We start from the raw sequence: 17,285 nt of genomic DNA, 5'->3' as shown, positions 1-17,285 counted from the left end.
AAACAGGAGGGAGTCGAATTCCCATGTCGAACAAAATTACGCCTTTCCTTTGGTTCAACGATAACGCGGAAGAAGCGATCCAATTTTACGGCTCGATCTTCAAAAATGCGAAGACGTCGAACGTTTCCCGTTACGGCGAGGGAGCGCCGTTTCCGAAAGGAACGCTTATGTCGGCGACCTTCGAGCTGGAGGGGCAGCGGTTCATGGCGTTGAATGCGGGCCCGCACTTCAAGTTCAACGAGGCTGTCTCGTTCTATGTCAACTGCGAGACGCAGGAGGAGGTAGACGATCTGTGGGAGAAGCTCACCGCGGACGGAGGAGAACCCGGGCGGTGCGGCTGGCTGAAAGACAAATTCGGCTTGTCCTGGCAGATCGTTCCCGCCATTCTAGGCGAGCTGTTGGCAGACAAGGATGCCGGGAAAGCGGGACGGGTCACGCAAGCCATGCTGCAAATGGATAAAATCGATATCCGGGCTTTAAAGCAGGCTTATGAGAAATAACCGGCTGCGCAAGCCGACGTTCCTCGTCCCGATCGGACGAGGACGTTTTTTTTCGCCCGAAGGACGATCGGAACCGCAACCCTTTTCTTCTATTTTGAGTCTAAAAGCATCATGAGACGGAGGGGAATCATGGTCGTCCGGATCCATATTTTCCATCTCATCCCCTAACCATGCAGCGGCGGTTTAAGACCTTTTTTGGGTCTTGTGCCGCCGCTGCCGCTTTTATCGGAAATTTGCACTTCTGAACGAGCGGGATACGTGCGTATGATGGGACACGGGCTTCAATTCCATCTTATCGCGAAGGGGGTCCCGGACATGACGGCCGCTTCCGCGACGATCGAGCCGGAAATATTGTATTTGTTCAATCGCGGCCAGTTATTTCATGCTTATCGGACGTTCGGCGCGCATATGGATGAATGCGGCGGCGTTCGAGGCGTCCGATTCGCGGTCTGGGCGCCGAACGCCCAAGACGTTCGCGTCGTCGGCGATTTTAACGGTTGGAGCGGAGCGGGACACGCTATGAGCCGTGCCGGGGCGACGGGGGTGTGGTGCGGTTTCGTCGCCGGACTTCGGGAGGGGGACGCCTACAAGTACGAGATCGTGGACGCGGCGGGCCGCACCTTCCTGAAGGCGGATCCGTTTGCTTTCCGCTCCGAGCTGCGGCCCGGCACCGCGTCCGTCGTGGCCGATCCGTTCTCTTACGCCTGGCAGGACCGGGAATGGTTGGAACGCAAGCGCGCGAACCCGCCTTACGGCAGGCCGATGCACATTTACGAGGTGCACCTCGGCTCCTGGAAGCGGGAGGGGCCTGAGCGCTTTCGAACGTATCGGGAGCTGGCGGACGAACTGGTCGATTATGCGGAAGAGATGGGCTTCACGCATATCGAGCTGCTTCCGGCGACCGAGCATCCGCTCGACGGGTCGTGGGGCTATCAGACGACGGGGTATTACGCGGCGACGAGCCGGTACGGGCCGCCGGACGGCCTGCAGACGCTGGTCGACCGCTGTCACCGCCGGGGGATCGGGGTGCTGCTCGATTGGGTGCCCGGCCACTTCTGCAAGGACGAGCATGGGCTTCGCGAATTCGACGGGACGCCTCTATACGAGCACGCCGATTCGCGGATCGCCGAGAAGCCGCTGTGGGGCACGCTCGCTTTCGACTTCGGCAAGGCGGAGGTGCAGAGCTTCCTGTTGTCCGGCGCGCTTTTCTGGCTCGACGTCTATCATATGGACGGACTCCGCGTGGACGCCGTCGCCAGCATGATCGATCTTCGCTTCGACAAGCCGCCTCATCTGCATACGCTGAACCGTCATGGGGGCAGCGAGCATCTGGAGGCGATCGATTTCCTCCGCAAGCTGAGCGAGACCGTCTTCCGGTTCCATCCCGATACGCTTCTCGTCGCGGAAGACTCCTCCGCCTGGCCCGGCGTCACTTCGCCGACCTATCTGGGCGGCCTCGGCTTCAATTACAAGTGGAATATGGGCTGGATGAACGACATGCTCCGGTACATGGAGACGGATCCGTCGGAACGCCCCGCCCGGCACTCCCTAATTACCTTCTCGCTGCTGTACGCCTTTTCCGAAAATTATATTCTTCCGCTATCGCACGACGAAGTCGTCCACGGCAAACGCTCCCTGTTGAACAAAATGCCGGGCTCCTACGAGGAGAAGTTCGCGAACCTGAGGCTGTTTTACGGCTATTGGACGGTTCATCCCGGCAAAAAGCTGTTGTTCATGGGCGGAGAATTCGGGCAGTTCGACGAATGGAAGGACGGCGGGGAACTCGATTGGCCTGTGCTGGAGTATCCGCTTCACGCCGGAATGCAGCGGTATTTCCGCGATCTCGGCGCGCTGTACCGGGCCGAGCCGGCACTATGGGAGCTGGACCATCGGCCCGAAGGCTTCGAATGGATCGATGCGGACAACGCCGCCCAATCCGTGCTGTCTCTCATCCGCAAAGGAAGGGATCCGAAGCGCCATCTGGTCGCCGTCTGCAACTTCTCCCGCCGGGCCTACCCGGCTTACCGGATCGGGGTGCCCGCCGGCTCGGCATACCGGATCATCCTGAGCAGCGACGCGCCGAGCTACGGCGGCGAAAGCATCCGGAAGCCTCGCCGGGTCAAGTCTTCGCGCAAGCCGTTCCACGGACGGCCGTTCAGCGTCGAAATCCCGCTGCCTCCTCTGACGTTCCTGCTGTTGGAGCCGGACCGGGTCGCGACGGAATGAACGGGAGCGGGAGCCGCTCCCGCTCCAGGCGAAAATATCGGTCAAAGAAAGGAGCAGCGCCTATGCGCCGCAACGAATGCATCGCCATGCTGCTGGCGGGAGGGGAAGGGCGCCGGCTCGGCGTGCTGACCAAAGATTTGGCCAAGCCGGCCGTTCATTTCGGCGGGAAGTACCGGATCATCGATTTTACGCTCAGCAACTGCGTCAATTCCGGCATCGAGACGGTCGGCGTGCTGACTCAATACCAGCCGCTCGTGCTGAATCAATATCTGGGGATCGGGAGCCCCTGGGGGCTCGATCGCCGCGACGGCGGCATGCACGTGCTGCCGCCTTACGTGCGCCCGAAAGGAGGCGTCTGGTACAAAGGGACGGCGAACGCGATCTATCAGAACGCGGGGTTTATCGAGCGGTACGACCCGGAGTACGTTCTCGTCATTTCCGGCGATCACATTTACAAGATGGACTACGGCCGGCTGTTGGACACCCATAAGGGCAACCGGGCGGACGCGACGATCGCGGTCATTACCGTGCCGTGGAAGGACGCCGGCCGGTTCGGCATTCTGGAAGTCGACGAAGAGGGGCGAATCGTCGAGTTCGCGGAGAAGCCGAAGCAGCCGAAGAGCAACCTCGCCTCGATGGGCGTCTACATGTTCTCCTGGTCGGCTCTCCGGGAAGCGTTGATAGACGACGAATCCGACAGCCGATCCTCCAACGACTTCGGCAAGGACGTCGTCCCGAGGATGCTGCGGGGAGGCGCACGGCTGTACGCGCATCGGTTCGAAGGCTACTGGAAGGACGTAGGCACGGTCGAAAGCTTGTGGCAGGCGAACATGGACCTGCTGGAGGACGAACCTGCGCTCCGCCTGAGCGACAGGGAGTGGCGAATCTATTCCGTCAATCCGAACCAGCCGGCCCAGTACTTGTCCCCGGAAGCAAGCGTAGGCGGCTCTCTGATCAACGAAGGCTGCTTCATCGAAGGAACGGTGAACCGCTCCGTGCTGTTCCATGGCGTTCGGGCGGCGGAGGGCAGCCTCATCGAAGACTCGGTCGTCATGCCGAACGCGGTCATCGGCCGCGGCGCCCGAATCGTCCGCGCGATCGTCGGAGAAGGAGCGCGCGTCGGCGAAGGCTGCCGAATCGGCAGCCCCGGCTCCGCGGAGATCGCGGTCGTGGGCAGCGGCGACGAGGTCGCGGCGTCAGAGGCGAAAGCGGAGGTGGAGCCGATATGAAGCTGCCCATGATGGGCGTCATCAATCTGGTGCACGAGCCGGAGGAGATGAGCGCGCTCACCGCAAGCCGGTGTCTGGCGACCGTCCCGTTCGGCGGACGGTACCGGCTGATCGACTTCGTGCTCTCTTCGATGGTGGATTCCGGCATTCCGAAGGTGGCGGTATTCGCGCACCGGAAATTCCGTTCGCTGATGGATCACCTGGGCTCGGGAGGCCATTGGGATCTTCACCGCAACCAATGCGGCCTCTTCGTGCTGCCTCCGTCCATGGAGGATATGGCGGATTTCGGCAAAGGCGACTTGTACCAGTTCTACCGAAACCGGGATTACTTCACGCGTAGCGCGCCCGAGTACGTCGTCCTCGCCCGCAGCCATATGGTGTGCAATCTGGATTTCGAACGCGTGCTCGACCGGCATCGCGAACGGGGAGCGGACGTCACGGTGGTCTGCAAGCGGTGGCCCTATGCCCAGACCGGGCTGACGCGCAAGGTGAATCTGAGCGCGAGCGGCCGCGTGGTCGATATGCAGGATCATTACGGCCGCCTGGAGAGCGATATCGTCTCGATGGAGATGTACGTGCTGCGCAAGGATCTGCTGCTCGATCTCGTGGAGACGTCGCTCGCCCAGGGCAAGGACCACTTCGTCCGACACGCCCTCATGTCCCGGCTCGGAGAGCTGAAGGTGTACGCCCACCTCCACGAAGGCTATCTCGGAGTCGTGAACACGGTGGCGTCCTACTACCGCCACAGCATGGAGCTGCTCGGCCGCGACGTCTGGTTCGAGCTGTTTAACCGGCCGGGCCCGATCTATACGAAGGTGAAGGATGAACCTCCGGCGATGTACCGCAGCGGCTCCCGGGTCCAGCACTCGCTCGTGGCGAACGGGTGCGAGATCGAAGGCGAGGTGTACGGCAGCATCCTGTTCCGCGGCGTCAAAGTCCGCAAGGGAGCCGTCGTGCGGGGAAGCATCGTCATGCAGAACGGGATCGTCGGCGAGAACGGATCCCTGGAAAATTGCATTCTCGACAAGGAAGTGGAAGTGCGGGGCTCGCAGCAGCTTCGGGGCTCGGCGGAGCTTCCGCTCCTCGCCTTCAAACGGAAAATCATCTAAAGGGGGAGTCCGATGAAGGTTTGGTTCGCCGCTTCGGAAGCGGCGCCCCTGGCGAAGTCGGGCGGACTGGCGGACGTCGTCGGATCGCTGCCGAAGGCTTTGGCCGCGCGAGGCATCGACGTGACCGTCGTCCTGCCGAAGTATGACGCCATTCCGGACGATATCGTCCGCGGCGCCAAGCTGCTCCGGCGCTTCGACGTCTCGATCGGTTGGCGCCTGCAGTATTGCGGTCTAATGGAGACGCATGTGGACGGGATCCGCTATTTGCTCGTCGACAACGAGCATTACTTCAAGCGGGGCTATCTGTACGGGTACGGGGAAGAAGAGGCGGAACGGTACGCTTTCTTCAGCTTCGCGGTGCTCGAAGCTCTCGTCCGCTGCCAAAGCGAGGAGCTGCCGGACATTCTGCACTGCCACGATTGGCAGACCGGGCTCGTGCCGCTTTTGCTGCGCACCCGCTATTCGCACGTGCCGGCGCTTCGCGGCGTCCGTACGCTGTTTACGATCCACAATCTCGGATATCAGGGCGTATTCTCCCGCGGCAAGCTGCAGGACGTGCTGGGCGCCGGCGACGAGCTGTTCTCGCCGGGAGGGCTTGAATTCTACGGCGACGGGTCCTGCCTGAAAGCCGGTCTTCGCTACGCCGACAAGCTGACGACGGTCAGTCCGACTTATGCGAGAGAGATCCAGACGCCTGAATACGGAGAGAAGCTGGACGGCCTCCTTCGCGAGCGGGCGGGCGATTTAAAAGGGATCTTGAACGGCATCGACTTGACGAGCTACGATCCGGAGACCGACCCGCACCTGGCCGTCCGTTACCGCGATTCGTTGTCCCGGAAGCGGCTGAACAAGACGGCGCTGCAGCTCGAGTTCGGGCTGCCGGAGAACGAAGGCGTGCCGCTGATCGGCATCGTTTCGCGCCTCGTCCGCCAGAAAGGCTTCGATCTGATCGGAGAAGCGCTGCCCGGCTTGATGGCCGAGAACGTCCAGCTGTTCGTCCTCGGCGCGGGCGAGCCTCGGGTCGAAGCGATGCTGCGGGAGGCCGTGGAGCGGTATTCGGGACGGATGCGAGTCTGGTTCGGCTTCAACGAAGGGCTGGCGCGCCGGGTCTATGCGGCGTCGGACCTGTTCCTCATGCCTTCGCTCTTCGAGCCTTGCGGCCTCAGCCAGCTGATCTCGCTGCGCTACCTGAGCGTGCCGGTCGTCCGGGAGACCGGCGGGCTCAAGGACACGGTGCAGGCATATAACGAATATACGGGAACCGGCAACGGGTTCAGCTTCGGTCCGGCGACGGCCCACGATCTGCTGTTCACCGTCCGGCGCGCGCTGGCCTTCTATCGCGACGAAGCGGTCTGGGGGCGGATCGCGGCGAACGGAGCCGTCCGGGATTACGGCTGGGACTCGTCGGCCCGCGAATACGAGGAACTCTACCAAGGGTTGGTCCGCGAAGGAAGGGGAATGGGCTAAAGTGGCGCGACACCTGGTCATCGGCAACGGGAAAATGTTGATCAACCTGGACCGGAACGGTTATCTCCGCGACCTGTATTTTCCCTACGTAGGGCAGTTGAACCATGTCGGCGGACAGCCGTGCCGGGTCGGCATCCGGTGCGGCGGCACGTTCGCCTGGCTCGACGAGCCGGGATGGACGTTCGAGCTTGACTACATCGAGGACGCGCTTGTGACGAACGTGACCGCCAGACACGAAGAGCTGGGCGTTGAGCTGCAGATGAACGACGGCATCCATCAAAGGGAGAATATCTTTCTAAAGCGAGTCATGGTTCGCAATATGGCGGAAGAAGAGAAGGAGATCCGGCTTTTTTTCCACCAGGACTTGATGATCGACGGGAACGATGTGGGGGATACGGCGGCATTCTATCCGGCGAACCGGACCGTTTTCCACTACAAGCGCTCCTCCTACTTCATGTTCAACGGACAATCTCCCCAGGGAGGCATCTTCCAGTACTCCACCGGCATCAAGCGGTTCCACTCCGCGGAAGGCACATGGCGGGACGCCGAGGACGGCGAGCTGATGGGCAACGCGATCGCCCAGGGCTCGGTCGACAGCACGATCAGCCTGCGCGCGGAAGTGCCGGGAGGCGGCGACTGCTCTTTCTATTATTGGATGTCGGTCGGCCCCGATCTGGAAGAAGTCAAGCGGCTTGATCAATATGTCCGGGAGAGCCAGCCGGAGAAGCTGCTGAGCCGGATCGTCATTTACTGGAACAACTGGCTGTCCCGCGCGAACCGCGACTTCGGCGACCTGCCCGCGGACGTGGTACGGCTGTTCCGGCACAGCCTGCTGATCGTGAGGACGCAGACGGACGAACGAGGCGCGATTCTGGCGGCCAACGACAGCGACATTCTGCAGTACAACCGCGATCATTACAGCTATATGTGGCCGCGGGACGGAGCGCTCGTCGCCGACGCGATGTCGCAAGCCGGCTACCATAGCATGATCGCGCCTTTTTTCGAGTTCTGCAACCGGGCGCTCTCGCCGGAAGGCTACCTGTATCACAAGTACAACCCCGACGGAACGGTCGGCTCGAGCTGGCACCCCTATTACGTTCAGGGTCAGCCCCGGCTTCCGATCCAGGAGGACGAGACGGCGCTCGTGCTGCACGCGCTCTGGAAGGACTACGAGCGGCACGGAGAGATCGAGCTTCCGCAGTCGCTCTATCCGACGCTCGTGCGCAAAGCGGCTTCGTTTCTGTGCGGTTTCGTGGAGCCGTCGCTCGACTTGCCGCTTCCCAGCTACGATCTGTGGGAAGAGAGGTACGGCATCTGGACGTACACCGCTTCGTCGGTTTATGCCGGGCTGACGGCGGCGGCCGATTTCGCCGATCTGTTCGGAGACTACGAGCGAAGCGACCGGTATCGCAAAGCGGCGGAACGGATGAAGCGAGGCATGCTCGTTCACTTGTGGGACGAGGAGAGCGGCCGGTTCGCGCGCGGACTGGTGCTGCGCGACGGCGTCTGGGTAAAGGATATGACGCTCGAGAGCAGCTTGTTCGGCTTATTCGAGTTCGGCGTGCTGCCGGCCGACGACGACCGTGTCGCGCGCACGATGCGAGCCATCGCCGGCGGGCTGTCGGTGAAGACGGACGTCGGGGGCATCGCCCGTTACGCCGGCGATTACTATTTTCAGATCAGCCACGACGCCGCCCGCGTGCCGGGCAATCCGTGGATTATTTGCACGCTGTGGGGAGCGAGCTTCCAGATCGAGACGGCCAAGCGGACGGAGGATCTGGCGGCGCCCCGGGCGACGCTCGAGAGGATCGCCCGCCACACGCTCGAAGGCGGCAATCTGCCGGAGCAGCTGCATCCGCTCGACGGCACGCCGCTTTCGGTCGCGCCGCTCACCTGGTCGCACGCCACGTATGTCAGCGTCGTGTGCAAATATTTGCGCCGGCGCCGGGAACTGGCGTCCGCCTCCGCCCCTCTGGTAGAATAGGAGAATCATAGACAGCGGGAACGCTCTCTTTTTTGGGGAAACGCAACTTTTTCCCGGCAGCCGCTGTATGTATGAGGGACTCGGCAAGAAGGAGGGGCTCGAATGACCAGAACGAATTCCCGCTTCAAGGGGTCGCCGGCGGACGATTCGGACGTGTTCGCTCCCGTGTTCTACGTCTTGTGCGGCACGACGGTGCTGTGCGTCGCCATGCTGGCGGTCCGCGCCTTCCATCTCGACTCGGCCCGCTTTCATTTTCTGTTATGGAACTTGTTCCTTGCCTGGCTGCCGCTTATCGTCGCGATGGTCGCCGTCGGCGCGGCCAGGTGGATGCGGGGACCGGCGCTGGCGCTGGCGATGCTGGTGCTGGGAGGGGCCTGGCTGCTGCTGTATCCGAACGCGCCCTACCTGACGACCGACCTGATCCATCTCATCGGAAATCCTACGTATATGTGGAACGCGCAGCAACAGTCGGTTCTCGTCTGGTACGACCTGGTCGTCTTCTTCCTGTTCTCCTGGTGCGGCCTGCTTCTCGGCTATTTGTCCATGCTTCACTTTCACATGCTTGTCCGGCGCTTTATGGGACGGTTCGCCGGCTGGCTGTTCATCGTGGTCGTCTCGTTCCTCGGAGGCTTCGGCGTCTATCTCGGAAGGATGATACGCCTGAACAGCTGGGACGTCGTCTTCAGCCCGTTCCGGCTGATCGAAGGAGTCCGGGCCGGCCTGGACCACCGGGGCGCGAAATTCACGCTGCTGTTCGGCATGCTCATTCTGATCGTTTACTTGTCCCTGTCCAGTCTGCGCGGCTTGAAGTCGTTGCGGACGGGCGCGGAAAATTCAAGGTCGGTCTAATGAGAAAAATAAGACTTGCGGAACCATGACGAACATTGTAGCGTATGGGATAATAGAGTGGCGAATGGAGGCGGTTTGGATGAGTTTTCTGAAAAAATTGACGGAAACGGTTAGCAAAGGCGTGTCGACGGCGACCGAAAAGGCGCAGCAGACGGTGGAGATCACGAAGCTGCACACGCAAATATCCGGCAAGCGCAAAGAGATCGAGAGGCGGCACGCCCAGATCGGGGAAGCCGTCTACGAAGCTTATCTGGCCAAGGACCTGTCCAAGGCGGAAGCGTCGATTCTGCCCGAATGCGAAGCGATCTCCGGGCTGCGCAAAGAGATTGTGGGCTTGGAGGATCGGATTCGCGAACTGCGCAACGAGAAAGAGTGCGAATGCGGCCACACGGTTCCTTACGATACGAAGTTCTGTCCGTCCTGCGGCCACAAATTCGAGTTCCCCGAGCCGCTGCCCGTCGAAGTGCTTCCGGAAGCGGAGAAGGAGCCCGAACAGAGCGCCGCTCCGGAGCCCGTCATCGTGGAAGCGGAAGCGCGCACGGTGTGCGCGGAATGCGAAGCGCCGCTGCAGCCGGACGCTCGTTTCTGCCCGGAATGCGGCCATTCCGTCGGCGCCTGAAAAACGTACGAATCGCGATAACGGCAACCGCCGCCCCCTGTCCGAGGGGTGGCGGTTGCCGTTTTTTTCTATTCTTGGTGATGTTTTGTGCCCCTCTGTTCGCAAGTGAGGACTTTTTTTTCGATTTTGCTAAAGACATTCAATAAATTATGTTATAAAATATAACATAATAAAGGTTGATGATGCTCTGAACTGATGTTTGTGTGATGTATTATAACGCATTGGGTTTTTGTCAAGAACCGCCCGAGGGGGGAACGCGATGTCTGCCATACCGCGTAAAGATTCCATGTCCGGCCTGTTTGCCGGAGCGTCCGATAAGTCCTTTGTGCCGACGGCCCTGGAAGAGACGGTCCGGCTTTCCGATCTGCATGCGCGGATCCAGAGGCTGTCCCGGCTGCTTCTGGAAGGCGGCGGACTTTACGCCTTTGTCGACGAGATGCAGACGCTGCTCGGCCAGCCTGCCGCGCTCGTGCTCGAGCCGGATCGGATCTGGCTGTCCGCAGACCTGCGCGAAGGCGAACCGGACCGCGAGCGGAAGCTGCTTCTCGCGATGCTGCCTCCCTCCGTATCGGGAGAACCGCAAGCGGCCGGATACGTGAAGCTGACGGACGGCGGCAGAGCTTTCGTCAGCCCGCTTTCGGCCGTCGGAGGCAAGCGGGCCAGTCTCGTCCTGCTGGAACGGCGCCGTCCGTTCGAGGCGATCGATGCCGCCAGCGTCGAACGGCTGGCGCCGCTGGCCGGATTGGAGCTCGCGAACGTCGAGGCGGTTCGCGAAGTCGAGAGCCGCTATTTGGACCGCTTCCTGCAGGATTGGTTGAACGGCAAGATCGTCTCCGAGAACGATTGGAAGCTGCGCGCGGAGGTATGCGGGTGCGTGCTGCCGAAACGCGCGAAGCTATGCGCGGCGTTGGTCGGCTTCTCCGGACCGGAGGTGCCGTCCGGGGAGCGCCTCGCAGAGTTGGCCGCCTTGATCCGGTCGGCAAGCTTTCACCAGGCGGAGCCGCCGCTGGCCGTTCCGGTAGGCGCGGAGCTGGCGCTTATCGTTCCGGTGCCGTTTCCGCTGTCGCACCAGCGCGAGCTCCACGCTGCCGCGCCGGCGGATAGCGCGCTGCGAGGGCTGCTGGGCGAGCTGCGTTCGCTGACGGGCGACGCGGGCCTCCGATTGTTCGCCGGACGGGCGATCGAACGTCCCGAACTGCTTCCCGTCAGCTTGTCCCAGGCGCGGAGAGCCCGCCAAGTGTCCGAAGTATGCGGGATGGCGGAGGACTCGGTGACCTACGACCGGCTGGGCGTCTACTCGCTGCTCTACCTGATTCCTTCGGGAGAGGAACGGGAACAGTTCCTGCAGCGGTATTCGCAGCCGCTTCAGCAAGCCGACCGCAGGGGAGGGGGGCGGCTCGCGGAGACGCTGGAGATGTTTTTTCGCTGCAACGGCAACATCAAGCTGACGTCGAAGCGGCTGTTCGCGCACTATAACACGGTTGTCTATCGCTTGGAAAAAATACAGCAGATTTTGAGCGTATCCCTGGACGATCCCGAGGATCGGCTGCAGCTTCAGCTGGCGCTAAGGCTCGGACAAATGTCTTCCGGCTCCGCGGAGACGAACTGACGGGAAGACTTGCCGCAAGCGGGCGACTGCGGGGACGAAAAAAAGGCTGCCCGTCGGGCCGGTAGTCCGGCCATCCGGGCAGCCGCATAGGCTGAGGGGGCTTCCTTCGAGTCAGAACCAGCCGGTGCGAAGAATGATGACCAACAGAATAAAGAGGACGAGAACGAAAGCGGCGCCTCCGCCGTATCCGCCGACTGCGCAACCTGCGCCTGCAACCGGGTAACCCATCGCAAAACCCTCCCGAGTCGATTTTGTGAGGACGTCATGCAATGACAGCATATGCCGCTCGGGATTGTTGTTCCTGTGCGATTACCCGGGTTCGCCGGACGATGCCTGCAAACCGGCGGATGTCCCGGATAGCGCGTAGCGGTCGTTGAAATGCCGGATATTGACGATTCTCGATTCCGCGATGTGCGGACCTCCCCCGTTGCCCGCCCGGATGAAGCAGGAGTTGGAGACGCCGTTGACTCGCACCGGACCGACCAAGATTCTTCCTTTCGGCGCTTCGGAACGGTATTGCACCGGGGGCGGGGTTACGGGAACGGGGCTGGGCAGAAAGAACAGCGGGTAAGACTCGAACGACAATTCGTCCCGCTCGAAATTCGCGATCGCCCGCTGAATCGCCAGCACCCGATCGAACAAGCGGACGGAGTCGCACGTGTCCCCGAATTGAACGACGGACGAAGCCGACACCGTGTTGATCTTTATGCTGCCGACGGCGGTAAATCGTCCGCTGTTCATCCTTCTGCTTCTTCCTCTTCGGCAATGGCGGGAAACGGAACAAGCGGCCCGACGATGACGGATTCGGGCGGCGTATCGAAATAAGAGTAGAGGACGATCGATTCCGTGTCGCCCATCAGCAGCGAAGAGGCGCTCGCCAAACCTTGGATATTCAGGGCCCCGACGGTTACGGGGCCGCTCTGCACGTTCATTTCGATCGGCGCTTTCATGCCGGATCCTCCTCCTTCTCTATGTCGGGAAGCTGAAAATGGCGTAAATAATTCGTAAGAGCGATCCTTACGTCCCTCATCGTCTTGTCGAGGACGCCCCGGCGCCACTGCTTCCGATCCTCGTCGGTGCCTTCGGCCGGATAGGGGGACACGCGCGCGTAATGATGAGCTCTTCCGCTCAGCTGAGAACGGACGTCGGCGATAATCATTCGCCGGTGCTGATCTTCAAGTTCGACTCGCAGTTGTCCGCATAACGAGTGCAAGAGCGCATCTCCGTTGCGATCGAACGTTTGAACCGCTTCCTGCTGCAGGGAACGGATGGTTCCGGCCAGATCCGCCCGGCCGCTCTCCGCCGGAGTCGGCGGCGTCGGCGGAGTCTGAGGGATGAACGGTTCTACGAACGGCGATTGGCCGGCCCCGCCCGTCGTGAAAAACGGAGCCCCGAAAGGGGGTTGCCCGATTCCGCCGGAAGGGGAGGTCGGCCCCGGGGAACCCGGCTGTCCATTCCCGCCGGGAGCGGCGAAGGGGCCGGCGGAGCCCGGCTGGCCAAGCGCTCCCGGAGGCGAGGCGGCTGTCCACATACCCGGTACGGGCACTTCGAAGGAATCGATATCCTTCATCGCCTGAGGCGTGAGGCCGATGTTGAGCGTTCCGTCCAGCCTCGACACTTTCAGCTGGTCGAAGTGATATTCGACATGAACCGGAGGGGTGCCTTGAAGCTCCTCCAGCTTCTTCTCCGCCGCATCCAATCTTCCGGCCAGATCCTCCAGGCGCTTCTCCATTGCTTGCAGCGTTTGCGCCCAATTCTGGCCGCTCGCCGGTTCGGCGTATCCGTAGCATGGATAATTCATTCGAATCACTCCTTCGCCCGGTTTGACGAACCCGAGCTCGGGCTAGGAAAGGGAACGAGCGAGAGCGCGCTCGCTCCCTCTTGTGCGACTTGGGCGCTCCCCAGTTGAGGAGCCGGCCCGGTGTAGCCTCCCGTATTGTAGAGCTGCGATAGCGATTGGATGCTCCCGGCGCTGCCGATCTGCAAGACGGAGGAGTTGGTGACGGAATCGACGCGGAGCTGGTTTATCGTGATTTGTTGCTGGATATTCCACTGGTTCATGCGACACCGCCAGTGCCGGTGTTGACCGGCGTCGAATTGGAGTCCGCGACGTCAGGATCGTTCGTGTTCGTCGCGCTGATTCCGTTGTTGGTTACCGGCAAGTCGCCGGTCAGGAACGACCCGGCTCCCGAGTAGGTCTTGGATGTGCTCGACGGATTGATCTGAATGCAGTCTCCGAACTGAACGACCGCGCTCGTGCCGAGGCTCAATATTTTGACGGCTCCGACAATGGATGGCATAGGCGTGACGACTCCTTTGATGTGGCGTCATGCTGCATTGTATGAAGGCGATCGCCTATCGGTTCGTTTTTTCCGCCGCGGTTTCCGAATGGGCACCCGACCTCCGGAACCGGCATAAGCTGTCAGCAGCAACGAACGGAGAGGGTGCGGGCATGAGTTCTTTTTTCGATAGCGGGCCGCTGCCGGATTTTAAGGAGATTCAAAAATGGCTCGGGCGCGAAATTCCATGGAAGCTCGCGGAGCGCTGGGAGAAGGCCCAGAACAACGATTGGTTGAACCGGTACGTTCAGGACATGATGGAGAAGGCCGGCAAGGCGGCGAACGACGGCGTCTGGCTTCGCACGGACACGGTCAAGGACGATAAGCATGTCACGGTGACGCTGCATCCTTCCAAAGATTTGGGAGAGCAGGATCTGCGTCTGTTCGCCGCGACGGATCGGCTGCGGGTGACGGCGGGGGACGGTCGCAAGCGCATCGTCCGTTTTCCTTGCCTGGTCTATCCGCGAACGGGCAAAGTTCTGCATAAGGACGGCAAGCTGATCGCCAAGTTCAAGCGGCGCCGGACGGAGAGAGACGAAGTGGAATTGTTTATTCAACCTTGAATCCGTTATAATGCAAAATAGGAAGAGCCGTCCGAGATTTCGAGACGGACGGCAAGCGGTCAAGGGAGGATTAGCGTCTTGGACATTACGGACGTGTCGAACGTATCGCCGGGACTGTTCGTCACCGGAATCATTTTTATTCTTCTGGTTGGATCGCTGCTCAGTCTGGGCGTCCTGAGCTTCTTTCAGCGGCATAAACGGCGGGGGAGTTTGTATTTCGCAGGCTCGGTGCTTTCGTTCGTGCTGATGCTTTGGGTCGTCAATCGCTGGTTTGCGTAACGGTGCCCGTCCGGGAGACCGCCAGGGAAGCAATTCCCGGCGGTTTTCTTTTGCGCAAATTTCGAGATTTAACGCAACTTTTGGGGGAATTCCTACGTTAAAGTAGGGACTGATTTCCTAATGCTATGCTTTGTTTTACTTTTTTCGTACTAAGGAGATGGAGATGGATTCATGAGAAAAGCTTTATCCGCGGTTTTGCTTTTATCCCTTGCTTTCCCCGCCGGCGCCTATGCCGGATCGGCCGATGACGGCTCCAGCACGCTCGTTCTGTACAAAAACCAGACGAAAGTTACCTTGGACGGCGTCGATTATCAAGCCGCCCAGCCTACCGTTTATTCGGGAGGATCCGCCTACGCGTCGCTGAGCGCGATGGCCGCCCGTTACGGCTACGTCGTCCGTTATGACGCTTCGACGAAGGAATCGATCGTCACTTCGAGCGATAAGGAAATCCGTTGGAAGATCGGCGTATCCTCGTACACGGTTAACGGGACGACGACGAGCTTCGCCGGCGTGCCGTTCTCGACCAAAGGCAGCCTGATGATTCCGGTTCGCGCCTGGGCGACGGCTACCGGTTCGGATCTGTCCGTCACGGGCACGACGATCAGCCTTTCTTGGCAGCAGATTCTTTATCCGACGGCCGACTTTACGGTTGATCCCGCGGAAATTTACGCGAACCAGACGACGGTTACGTATACGAGCCATTCGGCCAACGCATCGGCCATTGTCAGCGAGAGATGGGAAGGGAACGACACGGTGTTCGCGGAACCGGGTCCTCACACGATTACCCGCTGGGTGCAGAACGCGGCCGGCGAATGGAGCGACCCGTATTCCGTCACGATCAACGTTCTGCCCCAGAACGAACCGCCGACCGCGATGTTCACGACCGACAAGGATACCTACAAGATCGGCGAGCCGATCAAGTATACGGACCTGTCCACGGACGACGAGAATGCGATCGTCTCGGCAGACTTCAGCAATAACAAGCCGGTCTTTTTCACGCCCGGCACGCAGCGCATCCATCTGACCGTTACCGACAAGCATGGCCTTACGTCGGAGTACGAGAAGACGATCGAGATCAGCGACCAGGTCATGTACACCGAACAGCAGTATAACGAGCGCTACACCGAGCCCGGCGAAAAGTTCGACATTGAGGGCTCCAACGTCCTGGGTTACTCGCTCGTGCCTTATACGTTCACGGTATCCAATCGCGCCCTGATCGCTTCGAACAGCCCCGAAGTGCTGACGAAGGAAGGCATTCTGTACCGCGATACGATGAACGGCGATTTCCGCCTGTTCCTCTATCACCAGAATTCCGGCACGAAGCCGCTCGCGATTTATCTGGCGGCGAAGAATGAGGGTACGGAGAACGCGACGGTCAGCCTCGGCTCCTCGGGCCAGGCCGGCCCGAACTCGTTCGGACTCTGGACCGGCAAGCTCGCTTCGGAGCGCTACCTGGAATCGAAGACGGTCGGCGAGACAAAGCTGACGACGCTCGCTCCCGGCGAGACGGAGCTGATCATGCCTGAATTGGGCAATACGCCGCTGAAGCTGAACGATGTGTTCTCGGCGTATGCCGATTTGAGCACGACGGCGCCGGTCCAGTTCACGCTGTTCGCCGTTTATCCGGACAATCGAGCTCCGCTTAACGCGCTGGCAACGTTCGGGAACCTGCCGCGCGACGGCAAGCACATCCGCGGGACATTCCAAGGCGCGGACCGCGAAGTCCAGATCGATTCGACGCTCGGCTCCAAGCCGCAGCGAATCCTGTTCGGCGACCATACGAACGACCCGGCGCTGGACGGCCGCGACATGCTGAACGGCGTTTATGAGAACAACTGGGGCAACTTCGGCGTCGTCTATCATATGACCGTTCACGTGGCGCCGAACACGCTCATTACGGCGAACGCTCGCGGAGGCGTATACTCCGGCGTGTTCAAGATCAATGACACGGCCGTATTGGTATCCAACTCGAGCCTGCTGCAAAATCCGAATCAGGCGTGCGTGCTGTATCGGACCGGGCCCTACGAGGAAGTCGTGGAGATCAGCTTCATGACGGCGCTCGGCTCCAACCTCCCGGTCAACATTCTGTTCCAGCCGCTGCCGCAGCCGGCGTCCTGATCCATACTTTAAGCGCGAAGCCGCCCTCGGGGGATCTCCCGAAGGCGGCTTCTCGCATTGGCGTGAAATCGATGGGTGAGGCGAAAGAGAGCAACCAGGTTCCTCACATTGGCGTGAAAGCGTCGGATGGTGCGAAAGAGAGCAACCAGGTTCATCACATTGGCGTGAAAGCGTCGGATGATGCGGAAGAGAGTAACCAGGTTTCTCACTTTGGCGTGAAAGCGTCGGATGGTGCGAAAGAGAGTAACCAGGTTCATCACATTGGCGTGAAAGCGTCGGATGGTGCGAAAGAGAGTAACCAGGTTTCTCACTTTGGCGTGAAAGCGTCTGGTGGTGGATTGTCAACACAAAACTGGACAACGATTATGAGGGCAACCGTCTGACTTCAGCAGGC

At 60.7% G+C, this 17,285-nt stretch carries 19 protein-coding genes; 13 read left to right on the top strand and 6 right to left on the bottom strand.

Annotation, left to right across the window (positions count from 1 at the left end):
* The first annotated feature begins 23 nt into the window (after nt 1-23).
* The 9 genes from H7C18_RS11930 to H7C18_RS11890 all read left to right on the top strand — a co-directional run bounded on the left by H7C18_RS11930 (nt 24) and on the right by H7C18_RS11890 (nt 11,592).
* A complete protein-coding gene (locus H7C18_RS11930; RefSeq protein ID WP_185129294.1) occupies nt 24-500 on the top strand; it encodes a VOC family protein in 477 nt (158 codons plus the stop codon).
* Between the two features lie 315 nt (nt 501-815).
* The gene (glgB, locus tag H7C18_RS11925) at nt 816-2,726 is read left to right on the top strand and encodes a 1,4-alpha-glucan branching protein GlgB (protein WP_185129293.1); all 1,911 of its coding nucleotides are present in this window, start codon (nt 816-818) and stop codon (nt 2,724-2,726) included.
* 62 nt (nt 2,727-2,788) lie between these two features.
* Nucleotides 2,789-3,955, top strand: coding sequence for a glucose-1-phosphate adenylyltransferase (locus tag H7C18_RS11920; protein WP_185129292.1), 1,167 nt, complete (start codon nt 2,789-2,791; stop codon nt 3,953-3,955).
* Nucleotides 3,952-5,064, top strand: a complete 1,113-nt coding sequence (glgD, locus tag H7C18_RS11915) for a glucose-1-phosphate adenylyltransferase subunit GlgD (protein WP_185129291.1) — start codon at nt 3,952-3,954, stop codon at nt 5,062-5,064. Before H7C18_RS11920 ends, glgD begins: the two co-directional genes overlap by 4 nt.
* Before the next feature lie 12 nt (nt 5,065-5,076).
* Nucleotides 5,077-6,531: a glycogen synthase GlgA gene (gene glgA, locus H7C18_RS11910; RefSeq protein ID WP_185129290.1), complete on the top strand. Its 1,455-nt coding sequence runs from the start codon at nt 5,077-5,079 to the stop codon at nt 6,529-6,531.
* A 1-nt stretch (nt 6,532) separates the two neighbouring features.
* Nucleotides 6,533-8,515 (top strand): glycoside hydrolase family 15 protein, encoded by a 1,983-nt coding sequence (locus H7C18_RS11905; protein WP_185129289.1) that lies wholly within the window; start codon nt 6,533-6,535, stop codon nt 8,513-8,515.
* A 102-nt stretch (nt 8,516-8,617) separates the two neighbouring features.
* The gene (locus H7C18_RS11900; RefSeq protein ID WP_185129288.1) at nt 8,618-9,364 is read left to right on the top strand and encodes a DUF1361 domain-containing protein; all 747 of its coding nucleotides are present in this window, start codon (nt 8,618-8,620) and stop codon (nt 9,362-9,364) included.
* Between the two features lie 79 nt (nt 9,365-9,443).
* Nucleotides 9,444-9,983: a zinc ribbon domain-containing protein gene (locus H7C18_RS11895; protein WP_185129287.1), complete on the top strand. Its 540-nt coding sequence runs from the start codon at nt 9,444-9,446 to the stop codon at nt 9,981-9,983.
* A 259-nt stretch (nt 9,984-10,242) separates the two neighbouring features.
* On the top strand, nt 10,243-11,592 hold the full coding sequence (locus H7C18_RS11890; RefSeq protein ID WP_185129286.1) for a PucR family transcriptional regulator: 1,350 nt from the start codon (nt 10,243-10,245) through the stop codon (nt 11,590-11,592).
* Between the two features lie 111 nt (nt 11,593-11,703).
* Here H7C18_RS11890 and H7C18_RS11885 read toward each other — a convergent pair whose 3' ends face one another.
* The 6 genes from H7C18_RS11885 to H7C18_RS11860 form a co-directional block, all read right to left on the bottom strand.
* Nucleotides 11,704-11,820, bottom strand: a complete 117-nt coding sequence (locus H7C18_RS11885) for a sporulation protein YjcZ (protein WP_185129285.1) — start codon at nt 11,818-11,820, stop codon at nt 11,704-11,706.
* A gap of 81 nt (nt 11,821-11,901) precedes the next feature.
* Nucleotides 11,902-12,333 (bottom strand): spore germination protein GerPE, encoded by a 432-nt coding sequence (locus H7C18_RS11880; protein WP_185129284.1) that lies wholly within the window; start codon nt 12,331-12,333, stop codon nt 11,902-11,904.
* Nucleotides 12,330-12,542, bottom strand: coding sequence for a spore gernimation protein GerPD (locus H7C18_RS11875; protein WP_238357655.1), 213 nt, complete (start codon nt 12,540-12,542; stop codon nt 12,330-12,332). Before H7C18_RS11875 ends, H7C18_RS11880 begins: the two co-directional genes overlap by 4 nt.
* Nucleotides 12,539-13,393: a spore germination protein GerPC gene (gerPC, locus tag H7C18_RS11870; protein ID WP_185129283.1), complete on the bottom strand. Its 855-nt coding sequence runs from the start codon at nt 13,391-13,393 to the stop codon at nt 12,539-12,541. Before gerPC ends, H7C18_RS11875 begins: the two co-directional genes overlap by 4 nt.
* A gap of 5 nt (nt 13,394-13,398) precedes the next feature.
* Nucleotides 13,399-13,653, bottom strand: coding sequence for a spore germination protein GerPB (locus H7C18_RS11865; RefSeq protein WP_185129282.1), 255 nt, complete (start codon nt 13,651-13,653; stop codon nt 13,399-13,401).
* Complete coding sequence (locus H7C18_RS11860; protein ID WP_185129281.1) at nt 13,650-13,892, bottom strand: spore germination protein; 243 nt, start codon at nt 13,890-13,892, stop codon at nt 13,650-13,652. The genes H7C18_RS11865 and H7C18_RS11860 overlap by 4 nt, the downstream gene beginning before the upstream one ends.
* Before the next feature lie 152 nt (nt 13,893-14,044).
* On the opposite strand from H7C18_RS11860, the gene H7C18_RS11855 reads away from it, so the two are divergent.
* The 4 genes from H7C18_RS11855 (at nt 14,045) to H7C18_RS11840 (ending at nt 17,274) form a co-directional block, all read left to right on the top strand.
* On the top strand, nt 14,045-14,494 hold the full coding sequence (locus tag H7C18_RS11855; RefSeq protein WP_185129280.1) for a hypothetical protein: 450 nt from the start codon (nt 14,045-14,047) through the stop codon (nt 14,492-14,494).
* Nucleotides 14,495-14,572: 78 nt separating this feature from the next.
* Nucleotides 14,573-14,773: a hypothetical protein gene (locus H7C18_RS11850; RefSeq protein ID WP_185129279.1), complete on the top strand. Its 201-nt coding sequence runs from the start codon at nt 14,573-14,575 to the stop codon at nt 14,771-14,773.
* A 171-nt stretch (nt 14,774-14,944) separates the two neighbouring features.
* A complete protein-coding gene (locus H7C18_RS11845; protein ID WP_185129278.1) occupies nt 14,945-16,891 on the top strand; it encodes a stalk domain-containing protein in 1,947 nt (648 codons plus the stop codon).
* Between the two features lie 71 nt (nt 16,892-16,962).
* On the top strand, nt 16,963-17,274 hold the full coding sequence (locus H7C18_RS11840; protein WP_185129277.1) for a hypothetical protein: 312 nt from the start codon (nt 16,963-16,965) through the stop codon (nt 17,272-17,274).
* The last annotated feature ends 11 nt before the right edge of the window (nt 17,275-17,285 follow it).

Origin of the sequence: Cohnella zeiphila, from assembly GCF_014212055.1 — a bacterium.
Lineage (GTDB): Bacteria > Bacillota > Bacilli > Paenibacillales > Paenibacillaceae > Cohnella > Cohnella zeiphila.
The sequence above is the reverse complement of the archived record's forward strand: the minus strand, read 5'-3'. Positions and strand labels throughout refer to the sequence as shown.

Excerpts from the sequence above, each read along its gene's own strand:
- H7C18_RS11930 (WP_185129294.1), top strand. The coding sequence starts at position 24 with ATGTCGAACAAAATTACGCCTTTCCTTTGGTTCAACGATAACGCGGAA.
- H7C18_RS11920 (WP_185129292.1), top strand. The coding sequence starts at position 2,789 with ATGCGCCGCAACGAATGCATCGCCATGCTGCTGGCGGGAGGGGAAGGG.
- H7C18_RS11880 (WP_185129284.1), bottom strand. The coding sequence starts at position 12,333 with ATGAACAGCGGACGATTTACCGCCGTCGGCAGCATAAAGATCAACACG.
- H7C18_RS11890 (WP_185129286.1), top strand. The coding sequence starts at position 10,243 with ATGTCTGCCATACCGCGTAAAGATTCCATGTCCGGCCTGTTTGCCGGA.
- H7C18_RS11865 (WP_185129282.1), bottom strand. The coding sequence starts at position 13,653 with ATGAACCAGTGGAATATCCAGCAACAAATCACGATAAACCAGCTCCGC.
- glgD (WP_185129291.1), top strand. The coding sequence starts at position 3,952 with ATGAAGCTGCCCATGATGGGCGTCATCAATCTGGTGCACGAGCCGGAG.
- H7C18_RS11840 (WP_185129277.1), top strand. The coding sequence starts at position 16,963 with ATGGGTGAGGCGAAAGAGAGCAACCAGGTTCCTCACATTGGCGTGAAA.
- H7C18_RS11845 (WP_185129278.1), top strand. The coding sequence starts at position 14,945 with ATGAGAAAAGCTTTATCCGCGGTTTTGCTTTTATCCCTTGCTTTCCCC.
- glgB (WP_185129293.1), top strand. The coding sequence starts at position 816 with ATGACGGCCGCTTCCGCGACGATCGAGCCGGAAATATTGTATTTGTTC.
- H7C18_RS11900 (WP_185129288.1), top strand. The coding sequence starts at position 8,618 with ATGACCAGAACGAATTCCCGCTTCAAGGGGTCGCCGGCGGACGATTCG.
- gerPC (WP_185129283.1), bottom strand. The coding sequence starts at position 13,393 with ATGAATTATCCATGCTACGGATACGCCGAACCGGCGAGCGGCCAGAAT.
- glgA (WP_185129290.1), top strand. The coding sequence starts at position 5,077 with ATGAAGGTTTGGTTCGCCGCTTCGGAAGCGGCGCCCCTGGCGAAGTCG.
- H7C18_RS11895 (WP_185129287.1), top strand. The coding sequence starts at position 9,444 with ATGAGTTTTCTGAAAAAATTGACGGAAACGGTTAGCAAAGGCGTGTCG.
- H7C18_RS11860 (WP_185129281.1), bottom strand. The coding sequence starts at position 13,892 with ATGCCATCCATTGTCGGAGCCGTCAAAATATTGAGCCTCGGCACGAGC.
- H7C18_RS11875 (WP_238357655.1), bottom strand. The coding sequence starts at position 12,542 with ATGAAAGCGCCGATCGAAATGAACGTGCAGAGCGGCCCCGTAACCGTC.
- H7C18_RS11855 (WP_185129280.1), top strand. The coding sequence starts at position 14,045 with ATGAGTTCTTTTTTCGATAGCGGGCCGCTGCCGGATTTTAAGGAGATT.
- H7C18_RS11885 (WP_185129285.1), bottom strand. The coding sequence starts at position 11,820 with ATGGGTTACCCGGTTGCAGGCGCAGGTTGCGCAGTCGGCGGATACGGC.